This is a genomic window from Pseudomonas sp. DC1.2, from assembly GCF_034351645.1.
GTDB lineage: Bacteria > Pseudomonadota > Gammaproteobacteria > Pseudomonadales > Pseudomonadaceae > Aquipseudomonas.
Genome location: NZ_CP133782.1, coordinates 2896336 through 2919991 on the forward strand (window position 1 = coordinate 2896336; position 23656 = coordinate 2919991).

16 protein-coding genes and 1 pseudogene are annotated in these 23656 nt (G+C 53.3%); 5 read left to right on the forward strand and 12 right to left on the reverse strand.

Annotation, left to right across the window (positions count from 1 at the left end; translation table 11 throughout):
* Position 1: 1 nt before the first annotated feature.
* Together RHM68_RS13055 and RHM68_RS13060 are read right to left on the reverse strand one after the other, a co-directional pair.
* Positions 2-2299, reverse strand: a complete 2298-nt coding sequence (locus tag RHM68_RS13055) for an AAA family ATPase (protein ID WP_322223609.1) — start codon at positions 2297-2299, stop codon at positions 2-4.
* Entirely contained in the window at positions 2286-6104 is a 3819-nt protein-coding gene (locus RHM68_RS13060) for a hypothetical protein (RefSeq protein ID WP_322223611.1), read from the reverse strand. Before RHM68_RS13060 ends, RHM68_RS13055 begins: the two co-directional genes overlap by 14 nt.
* A 385-nt stretch (positions 6105-6489) precedes the next feature.
* Between RHM68_RS13060 and RHM68_RS13065 the strand changes: the two genes are divergently transcribed.
* The 3 genes from RHM68_RS13065 to RHM68_RS13075 all read left to right on the forward strand — a co-directional run bounded on the left by RHM68_RS13065 (position 6490) and on the right by RHM68_RS13075 (position 9677).
* Positions 6490-7038 carry a hypothetical protein gene (locus RHM68_RS13065; RefSeq protein WP_322223613.1) on the forward strand — a complete coding sequence of 183 codons (549 nt, stop codon included), beginning with the start codon at positions 6490-6492 and terminating at the stop codon, positions 7036-7038.
* Positions 7039-7206: 168 nt separating this feature from the next.
* A complete protein-coding gene (locus RHM68_RS13070; RefSeq protein WP_322223615.1) occupies positions 7207-7776 on the forward strand; it encodes a hypothetical protein in 570 nt (189 codons plus the stop codon).
* On the forward strand, positions 7776-9677 hold the full coding sequence (locus RHM68_RS13075) for a caspase family protein (protein WP_322223617.1): 1902 nt from the start codon (positions 7776-7778) through the stop codon (positions 9675-9677). Before RHM68_RS13070 ends, RHM68_RS13075 begins: the two co-directional genes overlap by 1 nt.
* 373 nt (positions 9678-10050) lie before the next feature.
* Here the strand turns inward: RHM68_RS13075 and RHM68_RS13080 are convergent, their stop codons facing one another.
* Entirely contained in the window at positions 10051-10251 is a 201-nt protein-coding gene (locus tag RHM68_RS13080; RefSeq protein ID WP_322223619.1) for a hypothetical protein, read from the reverse strand.
* Positions 10252-10487: 236 nt separating this feature from the next.
* On the opposite strand from RHM68_RS13080, the gene RHM68_RS13085 reads away from it, so the two are divergent.
* Positions 10488-11650 (forward strand): IS3 family transposase gene (locus RHM68_RS13085; RefSeq protein WP_322220497.1). Its coding sequence is split into 2 segments (ribosomal slippage): positions 10488-10740 and positions 10740-11650, totalling 1164 coding nucleotides; the frame shifts between segments, so codons are not numbered across the junction.
* On the opposite strand, the gene RHM68_RS13090 is transcribed toward RHM68_RS13085, so the two are convergent.
* From RHM68_RS13090 to RHM68_RS13125, 8 genes are all read right to left on the reverse strand, one after another.
* Positions 11608-13110 carry a hypothetical protein gene (locus RHM68_RS13090; RefSeq protein ID WP_322223621.1) on the reverse strand — a complete coding sequence of 501 codons (1503 nt, stop codon included), beginning with the start codon at positions 13108-13110 and terminating at the stop codon, positions 11608-11610. The genes RHM68_RS13085 and RHM68_RS13090 overlap by 43 nt on opposite strands.
* The gene (locus RHM68_RS13095; RefSeq protein ID WP_322223623.1) at positions 13097-14617 is read right to left on the reverse strand and encodes a tyrosine-type recombinase/integrase; all 1521 of its coding nucleotides are present in this window, start codon (positions 14615-14617) and stop codon (positions 13097-13099) included. Before RHM68_RS13095 ends, RHM68_RS13090 begins: the two co-directional genes overlap by 14 nt.
* Before the next feature lie 11 nt (positions 14618-14628).
* The gene (locus RHM68_RS13100; protein WP_137205986.1) at positions 14629-15882 is read right to left on the reverse strand and encodes a tyrosine-type recombinase/integrase; all 1254 of its coding nucleotides are present in this window, start codon (positions 15880-15882) and stop codon (positions 14629-14631) included.
* Positions 15883-16119: 237 nt separating this feature from the next.
* Positions 16120-16416, reverse strand: coding sequence for a hypothetical protein (locus tag RHM68_RS13105; RefSeq protein ID WP_322215231.1), 297 nt, complete (start codon positions 16414-16416; stop codon positions 16120-16122).
* A gap of 334 nt (positions 16417-16750) precedes the next feature.
* Entirely contained in the window at positions 16751-17197 is a 447-nt protein-coding gene (locus tag RHM68_RS13110; RefSeq protein ID WP_322215233.1) for a hypothetical protein, read from the reverse strand.
* 817 nt (positions 17198-18014) lie between these two features.
* Positions 18015-18509: a hypothetical protein gene (locus tag RHM68_RS13115; protein ID WP_322215235.1), complete on the reverse strand. Its 495-nt coding sequence runs from the start codon at positions 18507-18509 to the stop codon at positions 18015-18017.
* A gap of 138 nt (positions 18510-18647) precedes the next feature.
* On the reverse strand, positions 18648-19010 hold the full coding sequence (locus RHM68_RS13120; RefSeq protein WP_322215238.1) for a DUF4279 domain-containing protein: 363 nt from the start codon (positions 19008-19010) through the stop codon (positions 18648-18650).
* A gap of 328 nt (positions 19011-19338) precedes the next feature.
* Entirely contained in the window at positions 19339-19611 is a 273-nt protein-coding gene (locus RHM68_RS13125) for a hypothetical protein (RefSeq protein WP_322215240.1), read from the reverse strand.
* 248 nt (positions 19612-19859) lie between these two features.
* On the opposite strand from RHM68_RS13125, the pseudogene RHM68_RS13130 reads away from it, so the two are divergent.
* Positions 19860-20889, forward strand: a pseudogene (locus tag RHM68_RS13130) (IS110 family transposase).
* Here the strand turns inward: RHM68_RS13130 and RHM68_RS13135 are convergent.
* Positions 20881-22097 (reverse strand): IS3 family transposase gene (locus RHM68_RS13135; RefSeq protein ID WP_322215242.1). Its coding sequence is split into 2 segments (ribosomal slippage): positions 20881-21752 and positions 21752-22097, totalling 1218 coding nucleotides; the frame shifts between segments, so codons are not numbered across the junction. The pseudogene RHM68_RS13130 and the gene RHM68_RS13135 overlap by 9 nt on opposite strands.
* Between the last annotated feature and the right edge of the window lie 1559 nt (positions 22098-23656).

Here is a 23656-nt window from a genome sequence, read left to right on the forward strand (position 1 = left end):
TTCAAAGCCTCTCTAGGGCAGACAGAATTTGATCCTTGGCTGCCCGTCGCAAATTACGCAACCGCTCGCTACTGGCGGCACGGCGTTTTGCCAGGTATTCACCCACGGCCAGTTGGACAATTTGATGGACTTCGCTCGAGCCAACTGGAAGGGCGTTAGTGATATCTTCATTAAAGTCCTGCAAGACTCGCTCATCCTCCGCGCTCAACTCACCATTAGCGTGTGCAGCCATCAGATCGGCGATTCTCGCCAAGCGACGGTCAGCATGCGCATCATCGGTAGATAGCATCTGGAAGAAGTCAGAGGTGAGCAGTTGCTCAAGCCTCAGATCGGCCACCGGGGGCAGGTCGGCCATGCTTTCAATGGTGATCGGCATCTGACGCTGCGCCTGGCTGTCAGCGCTAGCGATGCGTTGCAGTACCACCACTTCTCCTTGCTCCATACCTCGCAGGCACAATGGGTCATGGGTGGTGACGATAAATGTCATGCTTGGCAGGGCTGCGCGTAAACGAGACATGACTTGGACCTTCCAGCGTGGGTGCAGGTGCGCCTCGATTTCGTCGATCAGGACGACCCCTCGGGTCGATTGAAAGCTCTCGAAACCGGGGTGAATAGTTGGGTTCATGAGCCCTTTGAGGATGTCACAGATCATTGCCAGCATAGAGCGATACCCGGAAGACACAGCGTGCAGCGGGGTACGATTGAAGCGGAGCGCGCCGTCCGGTTCGCTGATGGCCGTCACCATGTACAAGATATCGCTCTCCTGAGCGCGTTGGATTACATCGAAATCGCCATCTATTGCGAGCACTTCGCGTAGGGTACGAATCACCATGTCGAATCGATCTTGTCTAAGCTGACTTAGCCAAGGCTCAGGATTTGACAGCACGTTGCCGTCGAACAGATTGCGGACATGGGCATGCGGGCTTGTTCGCTGGCTGGCTCGGGTGAATCTACGAAACGCGCCATAGGCAAACACAGGGACTTGCTGGTTATCTAAGTTGCTGGAGTGGCCGTGGGCTTGCTGGTCGATGGTCAGCTCAACCCAGTGTTGATTGGATAGCTCGATACGAATCTGTGCACGAGTAGCCTGATCACCACCGTCCACGCCGAGCTGGGCAGGATCCATGACCAGCTCAGCCAGCGATATGTTGAGTGCGTTCCGAACTGCTGCAGGGACCAGAGTCAACGCGACAGCTTCAAGTATGGAGCTCTTGCCGGTGGCATTTTCTCCCAGAATCACCAAGGCAGGGGCCAGAGGCTCACTGCGCGCGAGCGACCGCGCCGGTGCCTCCTTGAGCTTAAGATCAAGCTGCTCGATTGCTTTGAAATTGCGGATGTGGATGGCGGTGATCGATTCGACGACCGGCTCTGGCGCCATCGCCTGTTTGTCGCTTGCGTGCAGCCTCGCATCTTCGCGTTGCAGCATATGGTGTGCTTGCGCCAAGAGCGCCGCCGCGTCCGTGGCTTTCGCCCATCGATGAAGCGCGGGGCCAACCTGCTTGGGCGTCGGGTTACGCACGATTCCATTGACAGGAAGATGGTTGAGTAGCCGTCGGAGCAGCAGGTACCACGTCCCGCCAAACTCAAGAGTTGCAAAGTCTACTAGTCGATCGATCCTGGACAGGTCTGAGGGTGTGGTGCAGCTGCGAAGCTCCTCCAGGCGCTGCTGGTAGGTGATATAGCGCTGGTGACGTCGTTCCCCCCGATTCAGGTCGAAATGGGCAATGGTGTACGCACCCCGTGTCGAGCCGGGCAGTAAACCACCATCCAAGGCCGGAATGAGGTGGCCGGCGAACTGGCGTACTTCCGTGGGATCGAGGAGCATGGCTTTTTCGCTAGGCATGTCAAACTGCCAGAGACCATCTCCGCTGTTCACATAGGCCTCAACCTGTTCACGGGCCGGTAGCGGGCAACGACGTCCTCGCACCGCAAATTGGGGCTCAATCGGTACACAGCCGGGGCAGATGGGGAAAAGGTTTTGCCAGGCATCCGCTAGCCAGAGGTAGAAAAGGTGGGCGTCACTGGACCGAGACATGGGCAAGGCATTACCTGCGGGCCGGAAGCGATGCACTTCTAGCCAATCGCTGGCCTCACAAAACGCGCATCGCTGCCTATTCAGGTTTGCCAACGCTTCACGCAGGAGGTGTTCGTCTTCATTGACGTTAATGATGGGGACACTGGTTTGCGATCGTCGTCCGGGCTCTATCAGCCAGTATTCCAGCATCGATTTGCGCGATGCTTGAGTTAGCGGTGACTTCAGAATCGCGGGAGGCTGGCTTGGCCGCTCAAAGTACTGCACGGGGGGGCTCCGGCGAAGTGTCGACGGCGTTAATCACTGTCAGACGACGCGCAACATTGGCGACCTCATCTTCACTCCACAATACTAGATCCCCATCTACCGTAGCGCGCTGCAGAGCAGAAGCGCGCATATAAGCACGAAAACGGGGATCAGGGTGCGCAACGGCAATCTCGAGAATGGTTCGGTAAGTTGCCTCTTTAGGTAATTCGCTAAGCAGGCCGAACAGGCGCTCCCTGGCATCCTGTGCATCATCACGCAGCGTTGGGGAGTAAACACCGGTGTTAGCCCGATTGAGGTCATCTCTGGCGCGGACCACGCGATGCACCAGCAAATACAACTCCTTCAGGATACTCGGTGTCTGGAATCTGCCGTTACCTTTGACCGTCTCACGTCTTCCGCCCAGCAGCGCTACACTGAAGACTTCGCCGAAGCGCTCAGCCTTTGTCGCGGAAAGCGAGCGGAATAAATGCTTAAGAGGTGGTAACGCCAGATAGGGGTCGGCGTGCACTCGGACGGCGTGCCAGACCGGCAGTAGTTGAGGGGGGGTAGAAGGGTCGCTAACCTTAGCTGCCGCCAATCCTGCTATCTGCGTAGCTGATATGTCCCCGGCGGTCATGATCAGTCGGCAGTAGTTCAAGCAGTCATGGTTCACGACCTGATGCTTCGATATCCACTCATAGATTGCCGGAGCTAAAGCACCATGCATCCCTGAAGCGTAGTACACCAAGTTGTGTAACACATAGTAGGAGTTTTGCTCGGGCAGGCTACTCTGCAGCTCCCATTGAATTTCCGGGTGCAAGACGTTCGTCACCGCAAGGGGATACAGCCGGCATAACGGTTCAAACCATTGCGGAAAACCATTGATCTCCCAAAGTGCGTATCGCAGTGCAGCTTCCGCTTCCGCGTTAGTCAAGTGAGCAATGGCGCTCTCGCTTTCAAATTCAATTTCAAGGCCGGCCAGGCCAAACATCACCGCCACGGGGATGCTATTCGGCGCGGCGCCTTCTGAACGAGTATCTGGTTGGTAAGCACGCCAGAACGCAATCGCTGCATCGCGGTAAGCCCCGGCTACCTCGTCGCCGAACTCTGGGATCAGTGCACTCCAGTTAGCTCCCTCAGATCGCTTATATATGCCATTGCCTGCTCGGATATGTTCCATCAAGTGATACTGGATTTGGCTCAATTCGTTCGCTTTGAGACCCGGTGGGTGACGTACAATCTGCGGATTATCCTTCACTCGAGCGATGAAGGCGTCCCAGTCCTTACTCCGCTTTTTTTTACGCCGTGCGTAGAGCTGCTGGTGCTTACGCTCTTGTGCTTGGAGGTTCAAGGTTGCCGGGGCTGGTGGAGGGTTGAGCCACGCCTGAAGGGTGGCCTTTAGCCCAGTATGGTCGTGCGTAGCGACAAGCAACTGATCCAACCAGCACTTCGGCTGGCTATTTTCCCTATAGGTCCGATAAGCGCGGGCAAGGGCTACGTAACGGTCATCTTCCTGAGCTCGCTGATTTACCCACGCCAATGTTCTGGGAAAACTGGCTTCATCGAACGACCAGAAATGCCCTGGCCAGGTCACCGGCCAATCATCCCTGAGCGGTTGGCCAGACCTCTTCGTCTGTTTCCGGCATTCGGCGACAGTCCACCAAAACAACGCGTCATTCAATTCGGTCCATTGGGGTACTAGCATGTCGAACGTCTTCCGCGCTTCTTGAAGCTCGGCTCCGTGCCAGTGGAGAAGGGCAGGTACCGCCGAGAGGAGGGCCAATGATGTCGAGGACAAAGCGGCCGGAGCGCGCACAGCAATCAAGTGTTCGACGCAGAGCAAGGCGGTGGGCATCAGCCACTGATACTCTTTCGAAACAGCGCAGTCACCCCGTTCTATATGCGGCGTCTTTTTCAGAAGTCCAAGCAAGCCCTCGGCAAACCCATGGAGTAGCTCAATTGCGTTTGACTTACCGCTCAAGGTCAGCCGTTTAACGAAATCGGCCAAGCTGGAAGTGAGTCCGCTTGCGTCATATCCGTCATGCTTTCCTGATCTAGTAAGGGTCTGCAGGATGAGCTCGCTCGACTCCTGTTTGCTGGGTGCATACGAAACCAGTTCCGAGAAGACGCCTCGCGGAACCGATACTTCGCATGCCAAGATGTCTTGCCACAGCTGAAGGAAGCGTTGAGTATCACTCAGTGCTGCAACCGCTCTCACCGACACGATCCGAGCATACAGGCCGCGGCCGGACTCGACAGCGATGTTCGCCAGCGGCTCCACGCATCGGAGCATCTTGCCCTGCCAGGCTAAACGACCCAGGATGAAAATCGCGTCGTCATGCTTCGCGTGCTTGCCAATCAGCTCGAGGGTCAGGGCTTCAAGATCTAGGCCTGCGATTCGTATGATGGCGTCATTGTCCAGTCCCCGAATCGCTGAATTTTCATCAGTGATCTGTTCAATCACTCGCGTCAATGTCTCTGCTCGAGCTGCAAAAGGCAGTACTGTAGCATCCCCTCCTTCAAGCACAACATCAGGGTAGTCACGGGTGACCCTGTTTCGAATGCTCTCGTCGAGCAGAATCAACCAAGGCAGCAGGGGACGCATGCGTACACTCAGTACCGTCTGCTCATACTGCCGACGAAATATCCATGACTCAATTTCGCTGCGATTCGCCTCGACTCCCAGATGTTTGCTAATCCAGCGCGCTGCCAGCAATTCCCTTATTTCTCGATGGCGGAACCGAACCTCGCCATAGACGGGCTCGCCAAAAATTCCGCATGTCAAAAGGGCATTGAGCTCCGCATAGGACCATCCCTGGAGTAAGGTGTCCGGTCTGATAGCTGCCTCGGAGCCAGTTTCTTGTACCCGCAGGCTCGAAATGCCTGTCAATACAACCCCGATGGCCAAGAGTTCGGCACCCTCTTCGAGGCGAGACCGAGTGAGAGTCGGCAAATCCCGGGCGGCTTGATCAAGCTGTCGGGCGATACTCTGTTGCAGGATCGTTAGCCTGTTCGCAAGAGCATGTTCAGCGTTCCATGTGCCGATCAAATCGCGTAAATCAAAAGGAAGCCCCGCGAGTGTGAGCAGGTGACCGCGCTCCAGCTCTTCGAGAAACACAGTCGCGTCCGAGACGCCACTATGCTGGGCAAAAATCTTAATGTCGTTAATGCTCAGCGGGGTTAACTGATAAAGGCGCAGGGCGGATAGGGGGGCATCGGCTGTTTGGGTAGTGTAGTGCTCAGCCGCAACTTCGGTGTCTTCTGCGGGATCATCGATGCCATCAGTTTCGAGCGACGTCGTCTGCGGCGCAAAGGGGAGTAACTCCTCCAAAAGGGCACGGTCACGTTGCGGCCGCCAGGCATAGGGCCGGCTTGAGACATACACATGGGTGCGTTGGCTGGCTGGCCCCACCTGATCAGCGAAATATCGCAATGCCTGCTCAAAGGCTCTCGCTTCTGTCAGGCGAAGCTCATCCACGGAGTCCAGAAAGAACCAGGCTTCATCCGTACCTGATAGCCAGGCCGAGAATGCTTCTGCGCTGCCTATCTCGAAAGCTGTCTCGAAGCGGTCGCTTATGTCTTCGATTCGGATGAAAAATGCCGCCTGGCCTTGGTTTCGCAGTAGGTTTGCGGCCCACTGTAGCTCGTAGGTTTTACCTGCTCCAGCCTCGGCGAGGATGACCACCCGGTACTCCGTAAAGAGCGTCTTCCACGTCTGATTTTCACCGTGTGAAGATCCCAGCCACAGTTCGCCTAAAGGTAGATCTTCTTTCTGATAGGCTTCTGGAATCAGACGGAAATGCCGGGTTAGCGGTACTGGAGGCATTTGGCGTCCTTGCAAAAAAATTGGGTAATCAGCTGATTGGGATCGGCAAGCGGGCTAAGACTGCTTGTTTTGCCTATTATCGGCGGATGTAAACTTGTGTTGGTCGGACTTATGTGGAAATCGTATTGATATTGCTGTCCTGGCTCAACCTCTTTGGAGGATGACCAGCAGATACTCAAACAGTTTAAAGCAGATTTGACGGAGGTTAAGAAACAACTGGCCTGACGTCTATAAATCCTTTAAGTGCCTATCGTTGACTCAGCTTCCTGTCGATCGCATTGGTGATCATTGCCCCACCTACATCGCTAGGATAATGTCTGCATTTGATAAGGTTAGCGGAGGCTGGGAATGGACTGGGGCGCTTTGATCAAGATCGCAGCTTCGATTGGGGGGGGCGATTGTAACGGTTGTCACCGCCGGGCGTGCTATCAACAAACTCAAAAGACACATTGCCGAATATCGAGAGATAACGGCTCCGCAACCCGCGCAACCTCATTTGCAACTCGTTTTTCAATGGGTGGGTGACCTAAAACTAAATATGATCCATGCCCCCGAGATCGTTTTCCGTATCGGAAATCGTCAAAACAGAATCCTCTACCTCAACAAAATCCAGTGGTGCGCTCCCGCCTACCGGTTGCATTGGGATGCCAAAGGCTCGGACGCCTCAGGACAAACGATTCAACCGGGTCAAGGGCTTACATTCAAGTTCGACCCCGAAGACACGCTTGAGCCGATCATCGATAGCGGTTTCTGGACACGATATATGTCGCAGATACGCTTGATCTGCGGGCTGCGGTTGAGCGTTCAACTGCAAAGCGGTGAGGAACTTAGTATTCCTGCTCCCAGGGTTTTGAAGGTTTATCTGGCCTACCTGCACCACTTACCAACTTTGGCTCAGAACTACATCAGATTTCAGTCATTCTTACGCCCCTAGCCAATAAGCAGACCCACGGTGCTCGCGTTGAGCATTGCGGTCTCGACCCGGGGTCATACCGTTCCCGTTAATAGTCGTGCTTGACGAGGCGTCGCATACTCTTTGAGGAATGAAAATATGAGGGGGAAATCCCATCCTTTCCCGTTTGATACCCAGGCAGAGAGCGTCATGAAAGCTTTCATGGCGGCCACCGGCGAGAGGCTCAATCGTGCGCAGAAGCAGGTCGGTGGGGGCGATGAAATTCAGAGATTCAGCCATGGTGGATCCTGGCAATCACACCACAGCTACGATCCCGACCGCGTCGATCAGATGCAAACGATTGAACACGAAACGAGATTGCGCTTCGAGGACATTATGCAGGGCCAGCTCGACATCATTGAGCGCACAGCAGATGAAATTTCAAATAGCATGGCTGACAGCTATGCGAGGGCTTTTTACCAGATGCTCTCGGACACCTGTGAAGAGCACGGTAATGTCATTGATGGGGCGGCAAGCAATTTGGGCGAGCAGATGCTCAAGGCAATTGAAACCGTTGAGTATTCTGTTGGCCGGGATGGAGAGGTAACACTTCCGGAGTTTCGCGTACACCCCGCCATGGCACACCGCTTGAGAACCGACCCGTCACTACACTCCCCAGAGTTACTAGCCAGGGTCGAGGAGGTGACGAAGCTCAAAAGTGCTCAGGCTCTGGCAGCGGAAGCCGCCCGGAAAGCTAAATTCCGTAGAGGAGAACAGTGATGGGCGCCAGGGTGTTGCTTTGCATTGGCTGTGACGACTATCAGTCGCTGAACAAACTGTCTGGTGCCGAGCGTGACGCGCTTTCAATGCACACTGCTCTGTCGAGCGGGCCATTGAGCCGTATCAGCCAAGAAGACTCATATTTACTTAAATCCCCATCCAGAAGCCAGCTGGATGAGATGCTGCTAGGGCTACAAGACCGATACGATGAGATCGAGAGCTTTACCCTCTTTTTCGCAGGTCACGGTGGAGAAGCTAATGACAGTTACTTCTTCTGTCTGAGCGACACCCGCGCAGACCGTCTCTCGACGACAGGATTTGCTCTCAGTCGTCTTTTTGAATATTTCAACGAGCTCAAAGCTGCTCATTGCAATGTCATTATTGATGCTTGCAACGCAGGGGGCATGGTCTCCAATCTAGGCATCTTGTTGAAGCCAGAAGTCATCGGCAAGGCTAAAACCTTCGGCGTATCATTTTTCGTGTCGTCAGCGGCTGATCAATATGCCTCCGAGAACAGCCTCGGTGGGTTCGGAACTGTCGCTCTTCTGAAGGTGTTGCACGGTGAGATCGACACGGGATCTAGGGCAGCAGTGCTTGACCTCCTGGATATCGGTCGTCCTGCCGCGCAACACGTGTCTGACCAGACCGGGGGCGAGCAGATGCCGTCCGTGTGGAGTGTCAACTTGTATGGTCACATGCCGCTATCTGGGAATCCGCACGCTAGCGACAATTCGGTATCGTCCCTGCTAACAATTACTGGAATCTCGCCTGCTTCGCCTGCCGGTCAAGCCATTAGCAGCCACTCTTCCGAGCTGTACAAGCTGATGTTCGCCCCAGAGCATGAACTCAGTGCTGAGAACCTTTTCCCTGTTCTTTCCAAATTTGTCCATCGCTTGGTAGACATACCCAATGCGTCTGGCGCTTTCATCGGTGGTGTGTGGCAATCGCTGGAAAAGGGGGCGAGACATCATTCCAATTTGTTTGCACGGGTTGAGTTAAGCGCGACATGTATCTCGCTGCTACTTGAGTCGTCTCAAAAGGACAGCGCCTCGGGTGACTGCGTTATAGGGCTTGCGCACGAGATCGTGGTCGAGATCGAGTACCTGCTTTCGGAAATCGTCTCCGGGCTACGAGAAGACCCGTGCTCGTTGAGCCGCCATGGCATCCCTGACCTGTTCTACCTTCCGCAACGCATTTCCAGGATATTGGGCTGGGCCGGAGCTTCCCTGCACTTGGCAAGGGAGCTCGGCCGCAGTGACACCGTTATCCTGGAAGCTCTACAGGAGATGAGCGGGTACCTCATGGAGCATTACGCGAGCGTCTTGGCAGGAATGAGCGAGGACGAAGCGCCGTTCTGGGCAGCATTTCTCACCGCCATCAAGATTGATGAACTCAACGGTCTTGGGGAACTGGTGGTCAGTAAACTGATCAATGTACTCATCGAGCACGATGGACGACTCGCAAGGCCCTTACTGCCCGCAAAAGACGTATTTGCTTATCTCAAGGCGCGTGCAGATAAAGATTCCGTTGCCTTGAAGAGTTTGAGCAGCTCACCCTCAGAGACGCTGGCACTCGTCCTGCTGATCAGTGAAAGGCACTCGCTTCGGGACGAGTTGGATTTCAACCTTGTAAGCCTCGATCACGCCCACCTCAACATCTTCATCCCCCAAAGCTATCTGGAGTTTAGCCAACCATTCGTTCGCAACGGCATCAACCATGTGTTCCAGATCGGCCATAAAGTATGGACAGTGGAGGATGTTACCCAGCGGTGGGAAGCAGCATGCAAGCCGCAAATGCTCCAGGACGCCTCGCTACAAAATCTTGCTACTCGAATTGGGGCGATTTGCGCATCGCTGATTTTTCCGAATCGGGTGCCGTGGTTTCTGGTCAGCGCCCCATGACCTTGAGATGATTCATCTTCACGTCGATTCTGTGCGTGTCGTTTCTAATTGCTATTCAGTTGATTATGCATTTCCGGTGTCAGCTCGCACCGGGGATTTCCAAAGAAACAGGTATTGCCTGTAGCCCGCGCACCAACTACCGAGCGCAACATCCCCTTGTGGTTCTTGGCGTAGGTTCATGTTCATTGAGCTTGACGACTAACCAGTAGACATCGTCCCGAACGCGCTGCGGGCGGCAGCAGCCATTTCATGATTGTTTCTTGAACATCAGTGCTACCACCGGAGTCGGTTTCATCGAGCAGTCCAAGCAATTCAAGCATCGCGATCGACACAGCTGCGCTGTTTTTAAGGAGGGTAGAAATCGAAGTTTCGCCTATCGGGCGAACTCTGGTGGGGGAATGCGTTGACGGCGCGTTCCAGCGGGCTTTTTCATCACCTCTTTCAAACGCTGAGCAGATTCTTCTAGCTCGGACGGCGAAGCAAGGCTAACGGCAAGCATTAACGCATCACGGCGTTTCCGTTTACCTTCCAAAATTTCAGAGAGACTATTTTCCGGCTTTACTGGGTGCTTCATCGGTGCTGACCTCGATCTTCGGATCAAATTGGATGCTAGCACAAGCCTTACAACCCACAGTCTTCCGTTGATCCCCTTTGCTTATGGAACGTAATCCGTCAGATGTTCATTTCATCTCGCTTGGCAGTTCCGTTCGAATTCGGGAAAACAGTTCGTCGAGGGAGATCGGATTTGTAGTGGTCTAATGAAACCGGACACCCATTTAGGCGAGAATGCTCGCCAGATCGAGGTGTCAGATGACCAAACAACGCCGTGTGTTTTCCGCTGAATTCAAACGCGAGGCTGCCGACCTCGTACTCAAGCAAAACTACAGCTACATCGAAGCCAGCCGTTCACTCGGTGTCGGCGAATCGGCCTTGCGCCGTTGGGTCGATCAAGTCCAGAAGGAACGCCAAGGCGTTACCCCGCAGAGCAAGGCGCTGACACCGGAACAGCAGAAAATTCAGGAACTGGAAGCTCGTATCGCTCGACTTGAGCGAGAGAAATCCATCTTAAAAAAGGCTACCGCGCTCTTGATGTCGGAAGATCACGAGCGTTCGCGCTGATTGACCAGCTGAGCGTCCACGAGCCGGTTGATTGGCTGTGCAAGGTGTTTGAAGTCACCCGCTCGTGTTTCTACGCCCAGCGTCTCAGACGCCGGACTCCTGATGTTGAGCGGCTTCGGCTACGCAGTCGGGTCAATGAACTGTTCACGCAAAGTCGCAGTGCTGCGGGCAGCCGCAGCATCTTGTCGATGATGCGTGAAGACGGTGAGCAACTGGGCCGGTTCAAAGTACGTAGCTTAATGCGCGAACTTGAGCTTGTGAGCAAACAGCCTGGTTCTCACGCCTATAAACGAGCGACGGTTGAACGACTGGATATCCCGAATACGTTGAATCGGGAGTTCGATGTCCCCGCGCCCAATCAGGTCTGGTGCGGCGACATTACTTACATCTGGGCCCAAGGCAAATGGCACTACCTGGCTGTTGTGCTGGATCTTTGTGCGCGTCGGATAGTGGGCTGGGCATTGTCGGAAAAGCCGGACGCCGAGCTGGTTATCAAGGCGCTGGACATGGCCTACCAGCAACGTGGAAGGCCTCAGGGGTTGCTGTTTCACTCGGATCAAGGGTCGCAGTATGCGAGCCGTTTGTTCCGCCAGCGGCTCTGGCGTTATCGAATGCGCCAGAGCATGAGTCGCCGAGGAAACTGCTGGGACAATGCGCCGATGGAGCGGGTATTTCGGAGTTTGAAAACCGAATGGATTCCAACCACGGGCTACCGAACGGCCCAAGAGGCCCAGCGCGACATCAGTCATTTTTTGATGCATCGGTACAACTGGATTCGGCCCCATCAATTCAACGCTGGGCTCGCGCCAGCTCAGGCCGAGAAAAAACTTAACGTCGTGTCCGGGATTAGTTGACCACTACAGTTTCGCCAGTGTCGAGGTTGGTGACTGGTTAGCCGAATCGGATTTCCATCGGCTTCAACGAACGACCGGCGGGAAAAAATAGATGGGTATCGCGGATCAGCGCCCAGCGCCCGATTGATATCTTGCAAGGTCACCCGGCGCGGTATTGCACGAAATATATTTTCCTCACGTCCACCGCAACGAAATTGACCGTCGAAGGCAATGGCCAATGTTTCGCTAGTTCTAAGTATTACTTGAAGCCCGCTGGAATGAGCTTCTGCCAGGGTTACATGGTCACCGACTTTAGGTGCGATGAGAGTCTCAATCTCTCCGGCAGAGTAACAGCGATATTCTTCATCACCTTCATCCGACCAGCCAACGGGATGCACGCCGTTGCGATCTAAATAAAGACCCAGGTTTCTGAAGTTGCTAAAGCCTAACCACTTGATGACTTCATTCTCTGGCAAAATTGTATTCGACAAGTGCTCCCAAATACGGCCTGGATTTTTTTCTTGCCATTGCGCTATCTTACGCTGCTCGATAGTTAAAATTTTTAACCGCTCAATAGCACGCCTCGCCAAAGGAATGTCGCTTTCTGCGAGCCAATGCACACGAGATTGAAATTGCTTTTCCGCAAAATACCTGATCCCGCATTCGACCAGAGGCCTGCCGTAGGCATCTACAACCACCTCGCCTGTCGCCCCTTTGATCGGCCTTTCGACCCAACAGTCATAGGGGACTACTGCTACCTCATTGCCTCGTTGCCCTGTCGCGATCAATAAATCGATTACTCGTAACAATACTTCTTCGCCGTCACTGAGCGGCTTGTTCGAACACAGAGCGTAAGCTTCCATCGCCTCGCGAGAAGGCAATTTATCATCAGATTTACGCTGTTTTACCGCACGATCAGGATCGTGCAATGAAATGTAGTCGTGGCGACGGTTTTCTGGTTTGGCATCATGCTCAAAGTGGATGGCGATCTCGGTTAATTGCATTTTATCAATCGTATCCGCTATTACCTGAAGGTGAGAGACCGCATCGTAAAGATTCTTGTAGCCACTCTCGCGGAGAAATCCTACGACGCGGTCAAAATCGTCCCGAGTCAACTCTGTGGGGTCGGATACGCCGCGTTCAAATAACGGGTTGTACAGTCGCCGGACGGCAATATTGTACGCAGCGACCATAGAAAACTTCAGACTCCGGGTGCGCTGCAGATATACGATTAGTGCCTTGCAAAAATCCTGGAAACCCAAGGGGAGGGCAGTTTTAGGAGGAACAGAATAGCCATACCTTTCAAGCGATTGTCGATGTGTTTCAAAGGTTATGGTCTGTTGCTTTAGCCGTTGCGGCAACCAACGCTCGACCGACCACAATGTTGATGCCCACGGCGTTGTAATCGGTAATGACCGAAAAACCACTTGTTCCTGTTTAATGAAGCCTTCGAGACTCTGCCTTGCCCTAGACTGCGTCATCTGCGGCATCCTCCGTGTGTTTCCGGCAGCGCTCGATCGTAGCGCTTACCGCCAGGATGGTTGTCTGATGCTGGGCGAGGGGCCGGTTGTGAATGAGATCTCCGGCTTGTTCTGCCACGTCTATGAACCGTTGCGCTTCTAGTTGCAGCGCCTCTTTTACCTGCTCATGGCGGCCGTCAGCAAAGGGGTGGAACTTCTTGCAGGTGTAGCAGGCGTAGACGGGATTGTAGGGGCAGTGCGTATGAACCGGGAGGGCGCATGCACCGATGTCCCCAATGTACTGTGTGTCGATCACGCCACGGATCGCTCTTTCGGCAACAGTATCGCGGCGTTGCACGACTTCCCCGGTCAAGAGACTGCGCATAATGCGTTGATAGGCGGGACTCTTGCCGAGTGCTTTTTCTTTGATCCGGGCAATGTTGGGAGTTGCCGTGACGTAAGCGCGCGCCGCTACTGTGCTGTTGTGGCCAAGCAGTTCGGCAATCATGTCTGCCGGTGTTCCCTGGTCAGCCAAACCTTGCCCGAGGTGATGACGCAACAAGATAGTTACCTGGTTAGGCTTGTCTATCCCTGCTTCACGCAGTTCATGTTTAAGGCCTATACCGATTTCGTTAACTGACAGACGTTTTCCATTAGGACTGACAAATAATGGTCCGCAGTCACTGCCAAATTGGCGTTGAATTTCCGAGATGTGGCGTGAGATTTTTTCACCTAGTCGGGAGGTGACTTTGCGGGGCCGTCGCTCAGGCCTGCGCTGGCCGACCTTTTTGGCCATAGGTAGCCACAGGGTGTAGTACCTCTCATGATCAGCGCTTTCAATGAACTCAAAATCCGCGATGTCAAGCGAGTGGAATTGAATCGAGCGTGGTGCGAGTTCGAAACCTAAGTGAAGTACTATATTGAACTGGGCCTCCTCCCAAGAGATAGGTGAAACCTCTCGTTCAATGCGTTTGAGCAATCGAACTTCCTCATCGAGGTCTAAACCAGACTGCGAGAGAAAAATTCGCGCATACGGGTCAACTCGATCTGATTTCACATCCTTGATTTTTAAGTAGGTGATTGGATCGAAGCCATTGATTCCTCTATCCATTGCCCATCGGTAAAACCTTCGAAATCCTATAAGTACCGCCCTCGTTTTTTTGAGTTTCTCGAGAGCAGTGACCAGTTGATGGGTGTCCCAAGGAAGTCCGGTCGCGAGATTTGTACTAGATAAAAAGCGTAGGGTATCTGCGAACATTACCGCGGTTCGAGGAGCATATTTCTCAAGTGCATAGGCCATAAAACCTTTGCCTATTTCTATTAGCTCCGAATTCAATTGGAGTGCAGCCCAATCGATTTTCATCGCGAGTCCACCGTCGTACCACGTCCACACCGGCATCCGGGTATCGACATATCGTGGCTGGTCAGTGGTGCGAGTTCGAATCGCGACCTGAGCCGGACCCTCGAACGCGTAGGTCTGAAAAGAGGAGGAGGGTGAAGCGTGTTCTTGATCGGCTGATTTGGTCACGGCGAACCTCCTTAACTGTCAAGTCGGCTCCAGGCTGCCGAAGCACGCTGGGCGTTGTGGAGGTTAGCCGACTCGGCTAGATAACGACTTGCATAACGGCGTGGCATCGTCGAAGTGTCGGACCAACCGCAGACTCGCCGGAGTTCGTCCGTGGCCCGCTCGAGGTCATACCCACGCTTCTCGACAAGGTAAGCCAAAAACCGATCGGCAAAGGTGTGGCGAAAGTCATGCGCGGAAAGTGTAGGCAACAACCCCGGATGAGCCAGTTCAATGGTCAGAAACAGCCGATCAAGGACGTTAGACAACGCGCGGATCGACAGCGGGCGACCTCGGTCAGAGATGAACAAATAGCGGTACAGCAATTTCATTGGTTTGCCATTACGCAGGGGGCGTCGCTCGCCCTGGATATAACGCTCGTAGACCTCATACAACTGCGCGGAGATACCTACTGTTCGTCCGTGTGTTTTCAGCGCAGGCTCTTCAGCGCGCGGGTCGCCGGGATCATGTTCGCGGTCATTGATGCTGACATAGGCATGCTGAGAACCCTCATTGACATCGGTGGTGTAGAGCTTTAGAAGCTCCCCTCGGCGCATACCGGTCTCCAGTAGTAATTCAATCATTAGCCAATTGCGCAGCTGCAGCCTTTCCGGGAACGGATTCTCCGTAGCGCCGGGGCGAATCAATGTGCGAATGATCTGGAGTTGCGTATCCGTCAGGCTGCGGTAACGAGCGCGGTCCTGCCGAACGTTGATGATATGGCTCTCAAAGCGCCGCTCAATGACGTCGGCGACATCTGCAAATACAACCTCGATGTTAGCCAGGGTGGTTGGATTTTGACGAGCGCGCGGGATGTATCGGGTGACACACCAGGACAGGTATAGCTTCAGCAAACGCAGGTACTGGTCACGAGTACGCGGATCGATATACGGAAAAGGTGCCGTTTCAGCTTTGCCGATTCGGGCGACCAGGTTGTCGGCTTGACGGCCGCTTTGGAGCCAAATGGCGTAACCGTCCAGTAAAGCCAAAATCGATTCGAATTGGCAGGCCAAGATGGCGTCATCAATATTGAGGTCACGGCTTTTGGCATAGATATAGAAAGCCTGGATCGCGCGCAGATGTGCCGCCGCCGTATTGTAAGCCCGGTGCCTGAGTCTGAGTTGGACGTAGATGAACGGAACGAGTATGGGCAACGGCTCCGCGTTACCAGCGTGCACGAGCAGCGGAACACGCTGACCTGAAGAGAAACGGCACTGAATCAGCTTCATCGGCAGCCACCACATTGAATGACTAGTCATGAACACGACGAACATGGCCCGTTGAGAGAGTGGACGTCAGAAACGGATTTGTCGAATCAGTGGCTTAGACAGCTCATGAACATCTATGACATGACCTGTCGTTTAACATAATATACATTATGCGAAGCATCACGTGCGGAGCTGGGGGGCTCTTGTGAATGTCAGCTAAAGGCGGGAACGCTTGGTCGTTTAAAATTTCTAGTTAAATCAATTAGATAGGATCAAACCATAAAACCACTTTTTTGAAAGAAGACATCCTTTTTTAGCGAGAGTCTCTTCTAAAGCATTGATTAGATTGAAGAAATTTGTCGTTGCTAAGCGACGGTAACGGCACCTCCGCTTAGCATTTGAAAACGGAACTGGTTGCGGGAAAAATGGGCAATTTGAGACGTTTTTTTCAGGATTGGCTCCGTTCAACGCTTTGCAACCCGATCGGTGAAGAAATTTAATCACCAAATTTATTCCTCTTTTAACTGTTAAATAGGTACTGCCATACATATTCACATCGGTCCCTCCGGTCGCCACTGAAATGATTAACAAGCGGATTTATCCCGCTAAAATTGAACGGACTTATCGATGGCGATTCACCGTAATTCGAGTCGGTATGCGCAATTCTTCCGTTGATTGTTTAGACTAGCTTGGCACCTGGCCACAGGTGCAAATTTTGGCACTGATTTCGTTGGAAGCCAGCGAAGCGCGTGCCCACTCCCGTTTTTTTCCGTTACTTACGCGATAACTGCGGACAAATCGAAAATTCCCGCTAACACATTGATAATTCAACTAAACGGCTATTTAGTTGAGCTAATTCCATACGCTCTATGATGATCAGGGTCAGATGTCACACCTGCCCTCCTTTTCCATTGATGATGTTGCCATTGCCAACGCCGCCACTAATGAACACGCTGGCACCTGAATTCAGGTTGAGGGTGTCGTCATAGAGCGAAAGCGTCAGCGAACTACCCGTTTCCAACCCAACCGTGTCATAGATCCCGGACAAAACCTCACTCACCCCACCGAACGAAATCGAACTGTGGTTGGCCGTAATCGTATCGCCCTCGCCGCTGATAAGGTCAGCAGCCCCCGAGGTGTTCATAATCGTTAGGGAGACATTGCTGCTTGCAATCGTGTCACCCGAATCCGCCAAGACATCGCCGGTGCCTGCAACGAAAATCGTATTGCCACCGCCCACCACATCAACCGACACGTCGTTGCCCAACGTGATGCTCTGATCACCGGTGGCGTTCACTTCGAATTCATGAGCGAGGCAAAACTCTTTTATATCCATCTCTCGACTCGGCTCATTGGCCGCCTAAAAGGTTGCTTTAAAAACTGTGTGTCAGCAACGCCGCTGGGACCGAACCGACACGTGCGGACAGCGTGGAGGCCTCGACACTGAAGAACGCTATATCCCGTCAACGATCTGCTGAAGTCAAAGCGTAGTGCATGATTTACCACCTGGTATGAGGCATGATAGGTCGGCCGTTTTGAGCAATGAGCGGATGTTAGGCCCTGCCTGCTCTCGACCCAAACGAGACGGTCGCTCTGGGTCGTTTTCAGCCGGTCGCGACGGGCAGAGAACGGCCAAAAGCAGTCAATCGAATTGTACCGTCACCTATCTGATAGCGGCCAACTTCCTTTCCGAAGCACTTACCGCGAATACACCAACGCTCCCGATGGTCAGAGCAACAGCATCAGTTCCACCGATGTTAGCCGTCAGGGTCTATGATTCTCGGACACGGCATTACTACCCGAGATTAAATAAACATGACGCCCTACCATGAAAACCAACTTTCAAAAAATGTACGTCGGCACCGAAAAATGTTCTGGCTGTGGCTACCTATTGGATTTTTGATTGATTCTATAACGCTAACATCAATAGACTTTTTTTGGGGCAAACCACCTGGGTGGGTGCTTACCTCACTTAACATTGGCTGGGCAGCCGTTGCCTTCATACTACTGATAAAACTTACAAATGTGCGCTGCCCCAAGTGCGGGAACAAGGCATTTCGATTTGCCCCCATAGCCACGAAACATGTTTTCTGTAAATGGTGTGACTACCCAAAAAAGGAGTAAAGCAACGCACGTGGAAGGAGAGTCTATATTTAGGTTGATTTTCTTGTAGATAATTCTGTAGTTATATTATTTTTCTGAGCGTACACATTGATCAGCCTTATTAGCTCTGATTTATTTTCAGACTGATCCGTAAAACCCATTTTCCCTGATGGGGTCATTCGGTATTTTGGTTTTACCTTAGGGAATATATTAATCCCTCTTATAGCTGTCTTACTGTACTGGTTAGGTATCGAAAATTCCGTAACAAGCTCTATATTGCTCCATTCGAATTTTTGCCAGACTCTGCCAAAAAGACGTCGAGAGATACAATATTCATCAATCACAATATCTGAGCGACCGCGCAATATCAGTCCGCCAACGAAAACAGTAAAAGGTAATGATATAAGCAAATAAATCCCCCCTCCGGTATTAAATGATCGGGTGATCCATATCCCGCCCAGGATGATATGCACGCTCAACATAAACAAAAGCCAAACAACTATCCATGCCTGTCCGCGAAATTTAAACTCTCTTTCGCCACTCATTGATTGATCCCCGAATAAGGCGGAAGCACATTTCTTCATTTATTCTACAGATTATAGAGTATGCACAGCGTTTAGTGTGTTGCATCGATATATTGAATCCGCAGTCGAGAGCGGATATCGCAAGCTCGACCGAATACCTTACGGCCCGTAAATTTCAAGGGACAGCTCTATACCTCGACGTGACAACGCGTCAAGGCTTGTAACCGACAGTGATAAACCCTGGTTGTCATTGCTCATGAACAGACCGCAGAACAGGTCTACTTCAAACCGCGCACCTATTCGCGCCCACACACTGCGGTCGGGCGTAAGCTTGCTGAGTAGCTCAGCGATTTGACCATCTAAATCCTCTGGGCTCGACTCCGTCGCCTCTAGCCTCCAGCCCCCCGTTTTGGCTTCAAAATCCGAGCCTGCCTTGATAGGCAGGCCTTTGGTTTGAGCGCGCGTAGGTGGACATCCAAGTAAATTCGTCAACTCATCAGGATTTAGGTCGTCACCGAACATGCGAAGTGTCACCTTGGAGCGCCCTATTGGGCACATAGCTCTCTCTCAAAAACTTGATTTTAGCAGTTCGTCTCCATCCCGTTTTCACTGACTGCTATCGGCCGAGGCTGTGTAAAAACGTTTTAGAGCAGATTTGAGGTTCGGAATTGGTGCGAAAATTGCTTAGTTACGCAAATTTCAGGTCCGCTAAATAACTAAGCGCTGGCAGATTTTACGTCGCGACGCAGGCTTCAAACCGGTGCCTACGTTTTTACACCACCAAGGCAAAAAGGGAGCATCTGCTTGCTGGGGGGACCCGATACTCGCGTTGGTTGCTCAAAGGCGGTGACTAGTTTTCCAAGCAAACTATTTTCACCGTTATGCCATCCTTGTATGCGTAATACTCCGCACATTTTTTACCATCCTTGACCACCTCGCGTTTTCCAATATCACTGGCGGCGAGAAAATCACCCAAAGAGGTATTTCCCTTTTGTTCCCAATCCATCTCGGACCAAGAGTACCCCTGTCGGGCACTCGCCACCGACCGTGCGACAAAATACAAAACTAATAACACCATCACGGTAGAGAAAAGCACAACAAGCACTCTCTTTGCAGTCCCCAAGGCAATTCACCTTTTTTGCTGGATTATTGGCCGGAGTATTACCTTTGCCAGGAGCGTTAGCCAGATGAATTGTTCTGGCTCAATTTTGAGAAAAATCTTCGATTTTGATGTTTTTGAGTCGATAGTGTGCTGCGTCGACCGGTTGAATCCACAGCCAAAAGCAATGGGATGGACTTCTCCTCACTTCGGCATCTTGAGTGCCAGACTGAAAGTGCGAACCACAGTCAACGGTGAGAAGGCGTCCACACATGAAGCTTATGCGAATTGGGGTCGACCTGGCCAAGAACGTGTTTCAGATCCACGGCGTGGATTGTCATGAGCTACCCGTCTGGCGGCAGCGCCTACCGCGTGATCGCTGGCTGCAAACGGTGTTGGAAAAGATCGAACCTGGCTGTGAGATCGGGATGGAGAGTTGTGGCGGTGCGCATCACTGGGCTCGGCAGCTACAAGCCCACGGATTTCGGGTAAAGCTGGTCGCGCCGCAGTTCGTCAAACCGTACGTCAAGAGCAACAAGAACGACGCGAACGATGCCGAGGCGATCTGTGAAGCGATGAGCCGTCCCAGCATGCGCTTCGTCGCCATCAAGACCATTGAACAACAGGATATCCAGGCGACGCATCGCATCCGGGCCGGCTTAATCGAACAGCGGACGGCCAAAGCCAATCAGATCCGCGGGCTGGTCGCCGAGTACGGTCTCGTTGCACCGAAGGAATTGCTGATGCTGCGTCGTGCAATACCATGCTGGCTAGGGGATGCGGATAACGGTTTGACGGCACGCTTTCGTCGTCTGCTGGATGGTTTGTGGGACGACCTTCGTGCGCTGGATGGGCGTGTTTGCCAGCTCGACGGCGAGATCACTGCGATCGCGACAAACGAGCCGTCCGCCGTTCGCCTTCAACAGCTGCGCGGTGTCGGTCCAATGATCGCCACAGCGCTCGTCGTCGCTCTCGGTGATGCCCGTCAGTTTGCCAATGGCCGACAGTTTGCCGCCTCGCTGGGACTGACACCGAGGCAACACAGTTCTGGTGGTAAGGATCGACTACTCGGTATCAGCAAGCGCGGTGATACGTATCTGCGATACATTGATGGTGCATGGCGCAGGCTCGGCGCTACGCACAGCCAAATCCAAAGAGGATCGGCTCAGCCAGTGGGCCGTTCGTTTAGCCGAGCGATCGCATCCCAATGTGGCCGCTATTGCGCTGGCCAACAAAACTACACGCATGGCTTGGGCTGGACTGGCCCCTATCAAACCGGACACCTGCACCCCGTTAAATTGATGCCGCTGCCAAACGCCTAAACTCCCGTGGTGAACGGTATTTCAGCGCGCTGTGCGGATGCTCCTCGTTGTAATGCTCAAAGGCAATCGTCAGGTTACGCAAGGCTGTTTCCCGGTCAGGTTTGGGCATGTGCGCGACGTAGTCGCGTTTCATCGTTTTGACGAAGCTCTCGGCCATGCCGTTGCTCTGCGGGCTACCCACCGGTGTGGTCACCGGTTGCAAACCGATCTGTCGGGCAAACTGGCGTGTCTGTTCAGCGATGTAGGCCGAGCCATTGTCGCTCAGCCATTGCACCGGGGTGGCAGGCGCCTCTTCACCGAAGCGTTTTTCCACCGCCTCCAGCATCAGATCACGGATATCGTCGCCGCTGTACCCGGTCGGGCTGGCCACCCAACCGATGGCTTCGCGGTCGCAGCAGTCCAGGGCAAAGGTCACGCTCAGCTTGGCGTTATCATCACAGCGAAACTCAAACCCGTCCGAGCACCACCGGGTATCGCTGGTGGCCACGGCAATTCGGCCTTCGTGACGGCGTGCCACACCCGGTTGTTTAATCCGTCGCTCCAGCAGCAACTGATGATCGCGCATGACGCGATAAACCCGCTTGACGTTGATCGGCGCCTGACTCTGCTTTTCACGCCGACGACGCAGCAACCCCCACACACGGCGGTACCCGTAGCTGGGCAGTTCACTCACTTCAGCCTGAATTTCTTCGACCAGTGCGGCATCGTCCAGCGCAGGGCGACGCCGCTCGACCTGAGCATTTGGGTTGAGTCGAACCGTCAATTGCGAGCGCGCTACACCGAGACTTTCACTGATCAGCTTCACTGGTCGTCCCCCGGCAACAAGGGTGAGTGCGCAATCCATTTTCGCGACCGAGCAATCTCCACAGCTTCCTGAAGGATCTCGACCTGCATGGTTTTCTTGCCAAGCATGCGCTGTAGCTCGCGGATCTGCTTGAGCGCATCGGCCAGCTCGGAAGCGGGCACCACGCTCTCCCCAGCACTGACAGCCGAGAGACTGCCGCTCTGATAGAGCTTGCGCCACTGAAACAACTGGTTGGCATTCACGCCATTCTGTCGAGCCACCACCGAGACGCTTTGCCCCGGTTGCAGGCTCTCGCGAACCATGGCCAGTTTTTGCTCCGGGCTCCAGCGGCGACGCCGCTCCTGACCCAAAAGCTCCCCACCCTTATCGTTTCTATTAGTCATATACACAGTCGTTTGCCTATCCCTTATGTTAAGGGGGAAACGGTGTCCTGTCTTTCAGGGGGCTCGTCCATGGGCAATGCTGCGTCACGGCACTGATTACCAACCGAATCAGGCAGCGGCCTGATCTATTTACCCGACGTGTTCTACGAGAGAAACAACTCTTAACCACGATTGCGAAGCAACCTGAACGATGGCAAACCGGTCGAACCGGCGTCGGCAAAACCCTTGAATGTCCAAGTGCGAAAAGCACGAAAAAGCGATCGGGAGCCGGCGCGCGAATAGCCCATCATGGCCCTGCATCGAAACGATGCCGTATTTAGAGGCCGAATATACGTGTGCAGTCGGCACGGGCGCCAGAGCAACGGGGCTTGCAATGAGGGGGAGTCCATATACGGTCATTCAGACTTCGCCGATTACGACCAGAAACCGCCATCGATGCCCAAGGCATCTGCGAAATTACGCGTAGTCAAAGCAAAGAGTGATATGTAACTGCTATACCTTCACCTCCTGCGTTCCAGCATAGTAAGAAGGTAAATGAACATGGGATTTCTTGGAGACACCTACCAGCAAATCATTACATGGCGCCGGCTCAGCGATTCGGCGGCAGTGAGATACGTCTGTTTTTTAAATTTCCAAACCTCACTGTACACAGTACAAAGCGCTGATTTTTTTAACCTGCCATTGGACACCTCTAATCAAACCTTCCTTGATAGTCAGTTGATTGAGCTATTCATCGAGGTTTCGCCGCGCGATCGGAGCGATGGGTATCGAAGTTTGACGGAAGCTATGGACGCTCACGATGCAGCGTTCTGAAAGCACTCGGCGCCCCTCCTCTGTATATTTCCCGCTTACAACCGGCCAATTTTTTCCACCTTGCGAATGACTGCTCTGAGTCGATTGCAACCCCTTCGTGACAGACAACAATCGGCCAGACGTTCGCCAGTGGATGCTTACGACATTAAACTGCGATTGAGATGATACGAATTGGAGGATCGGTATGGATGTAGTTTCTGCACACCAATTTTGTAAAGATCATCGCACCCAAATTGAGGCAAGTGATCGCTGTCTCTGACCCAGATGTAGTACCCCTTATTGAAGTCTATCTACATACAGCCCACAAAAAACTGCACGGTACTTTACCCGCTTTCAACAGACAAATTGGATAGGTAGCCTAACTGCGGTCCTGGTCGTTCGTTGAGATGAGTTAACTGTAATGGATCATCAACGGACGATCGTGTCTGACCGTTCTCGACCAAGAACCGAACTATCGCGAGAGATCGCAATCGACCAAAATCGGTCAGCTGTAGTCCTTTCAGACAGGCTGCAATCGGCTAGAAGCCGCCCTCCCCAGCTTCACCTCTGCTATGCCTTCCACCGTATCCGATGTTGCAAGCCGGCACTGAGCACACTGGAGATCCTCGGCGAATCTAATGGCCAGCGTAGCCGTGGACGGCGGAAGTCACGTCACAGGCGCTACGGTGAAATGGCCGCACCGCGTGGGACGCCGGACGCATCTTGGCGGCTAGGGGTATCAGCGGTTCAAAAACCTTCTGCCTGTT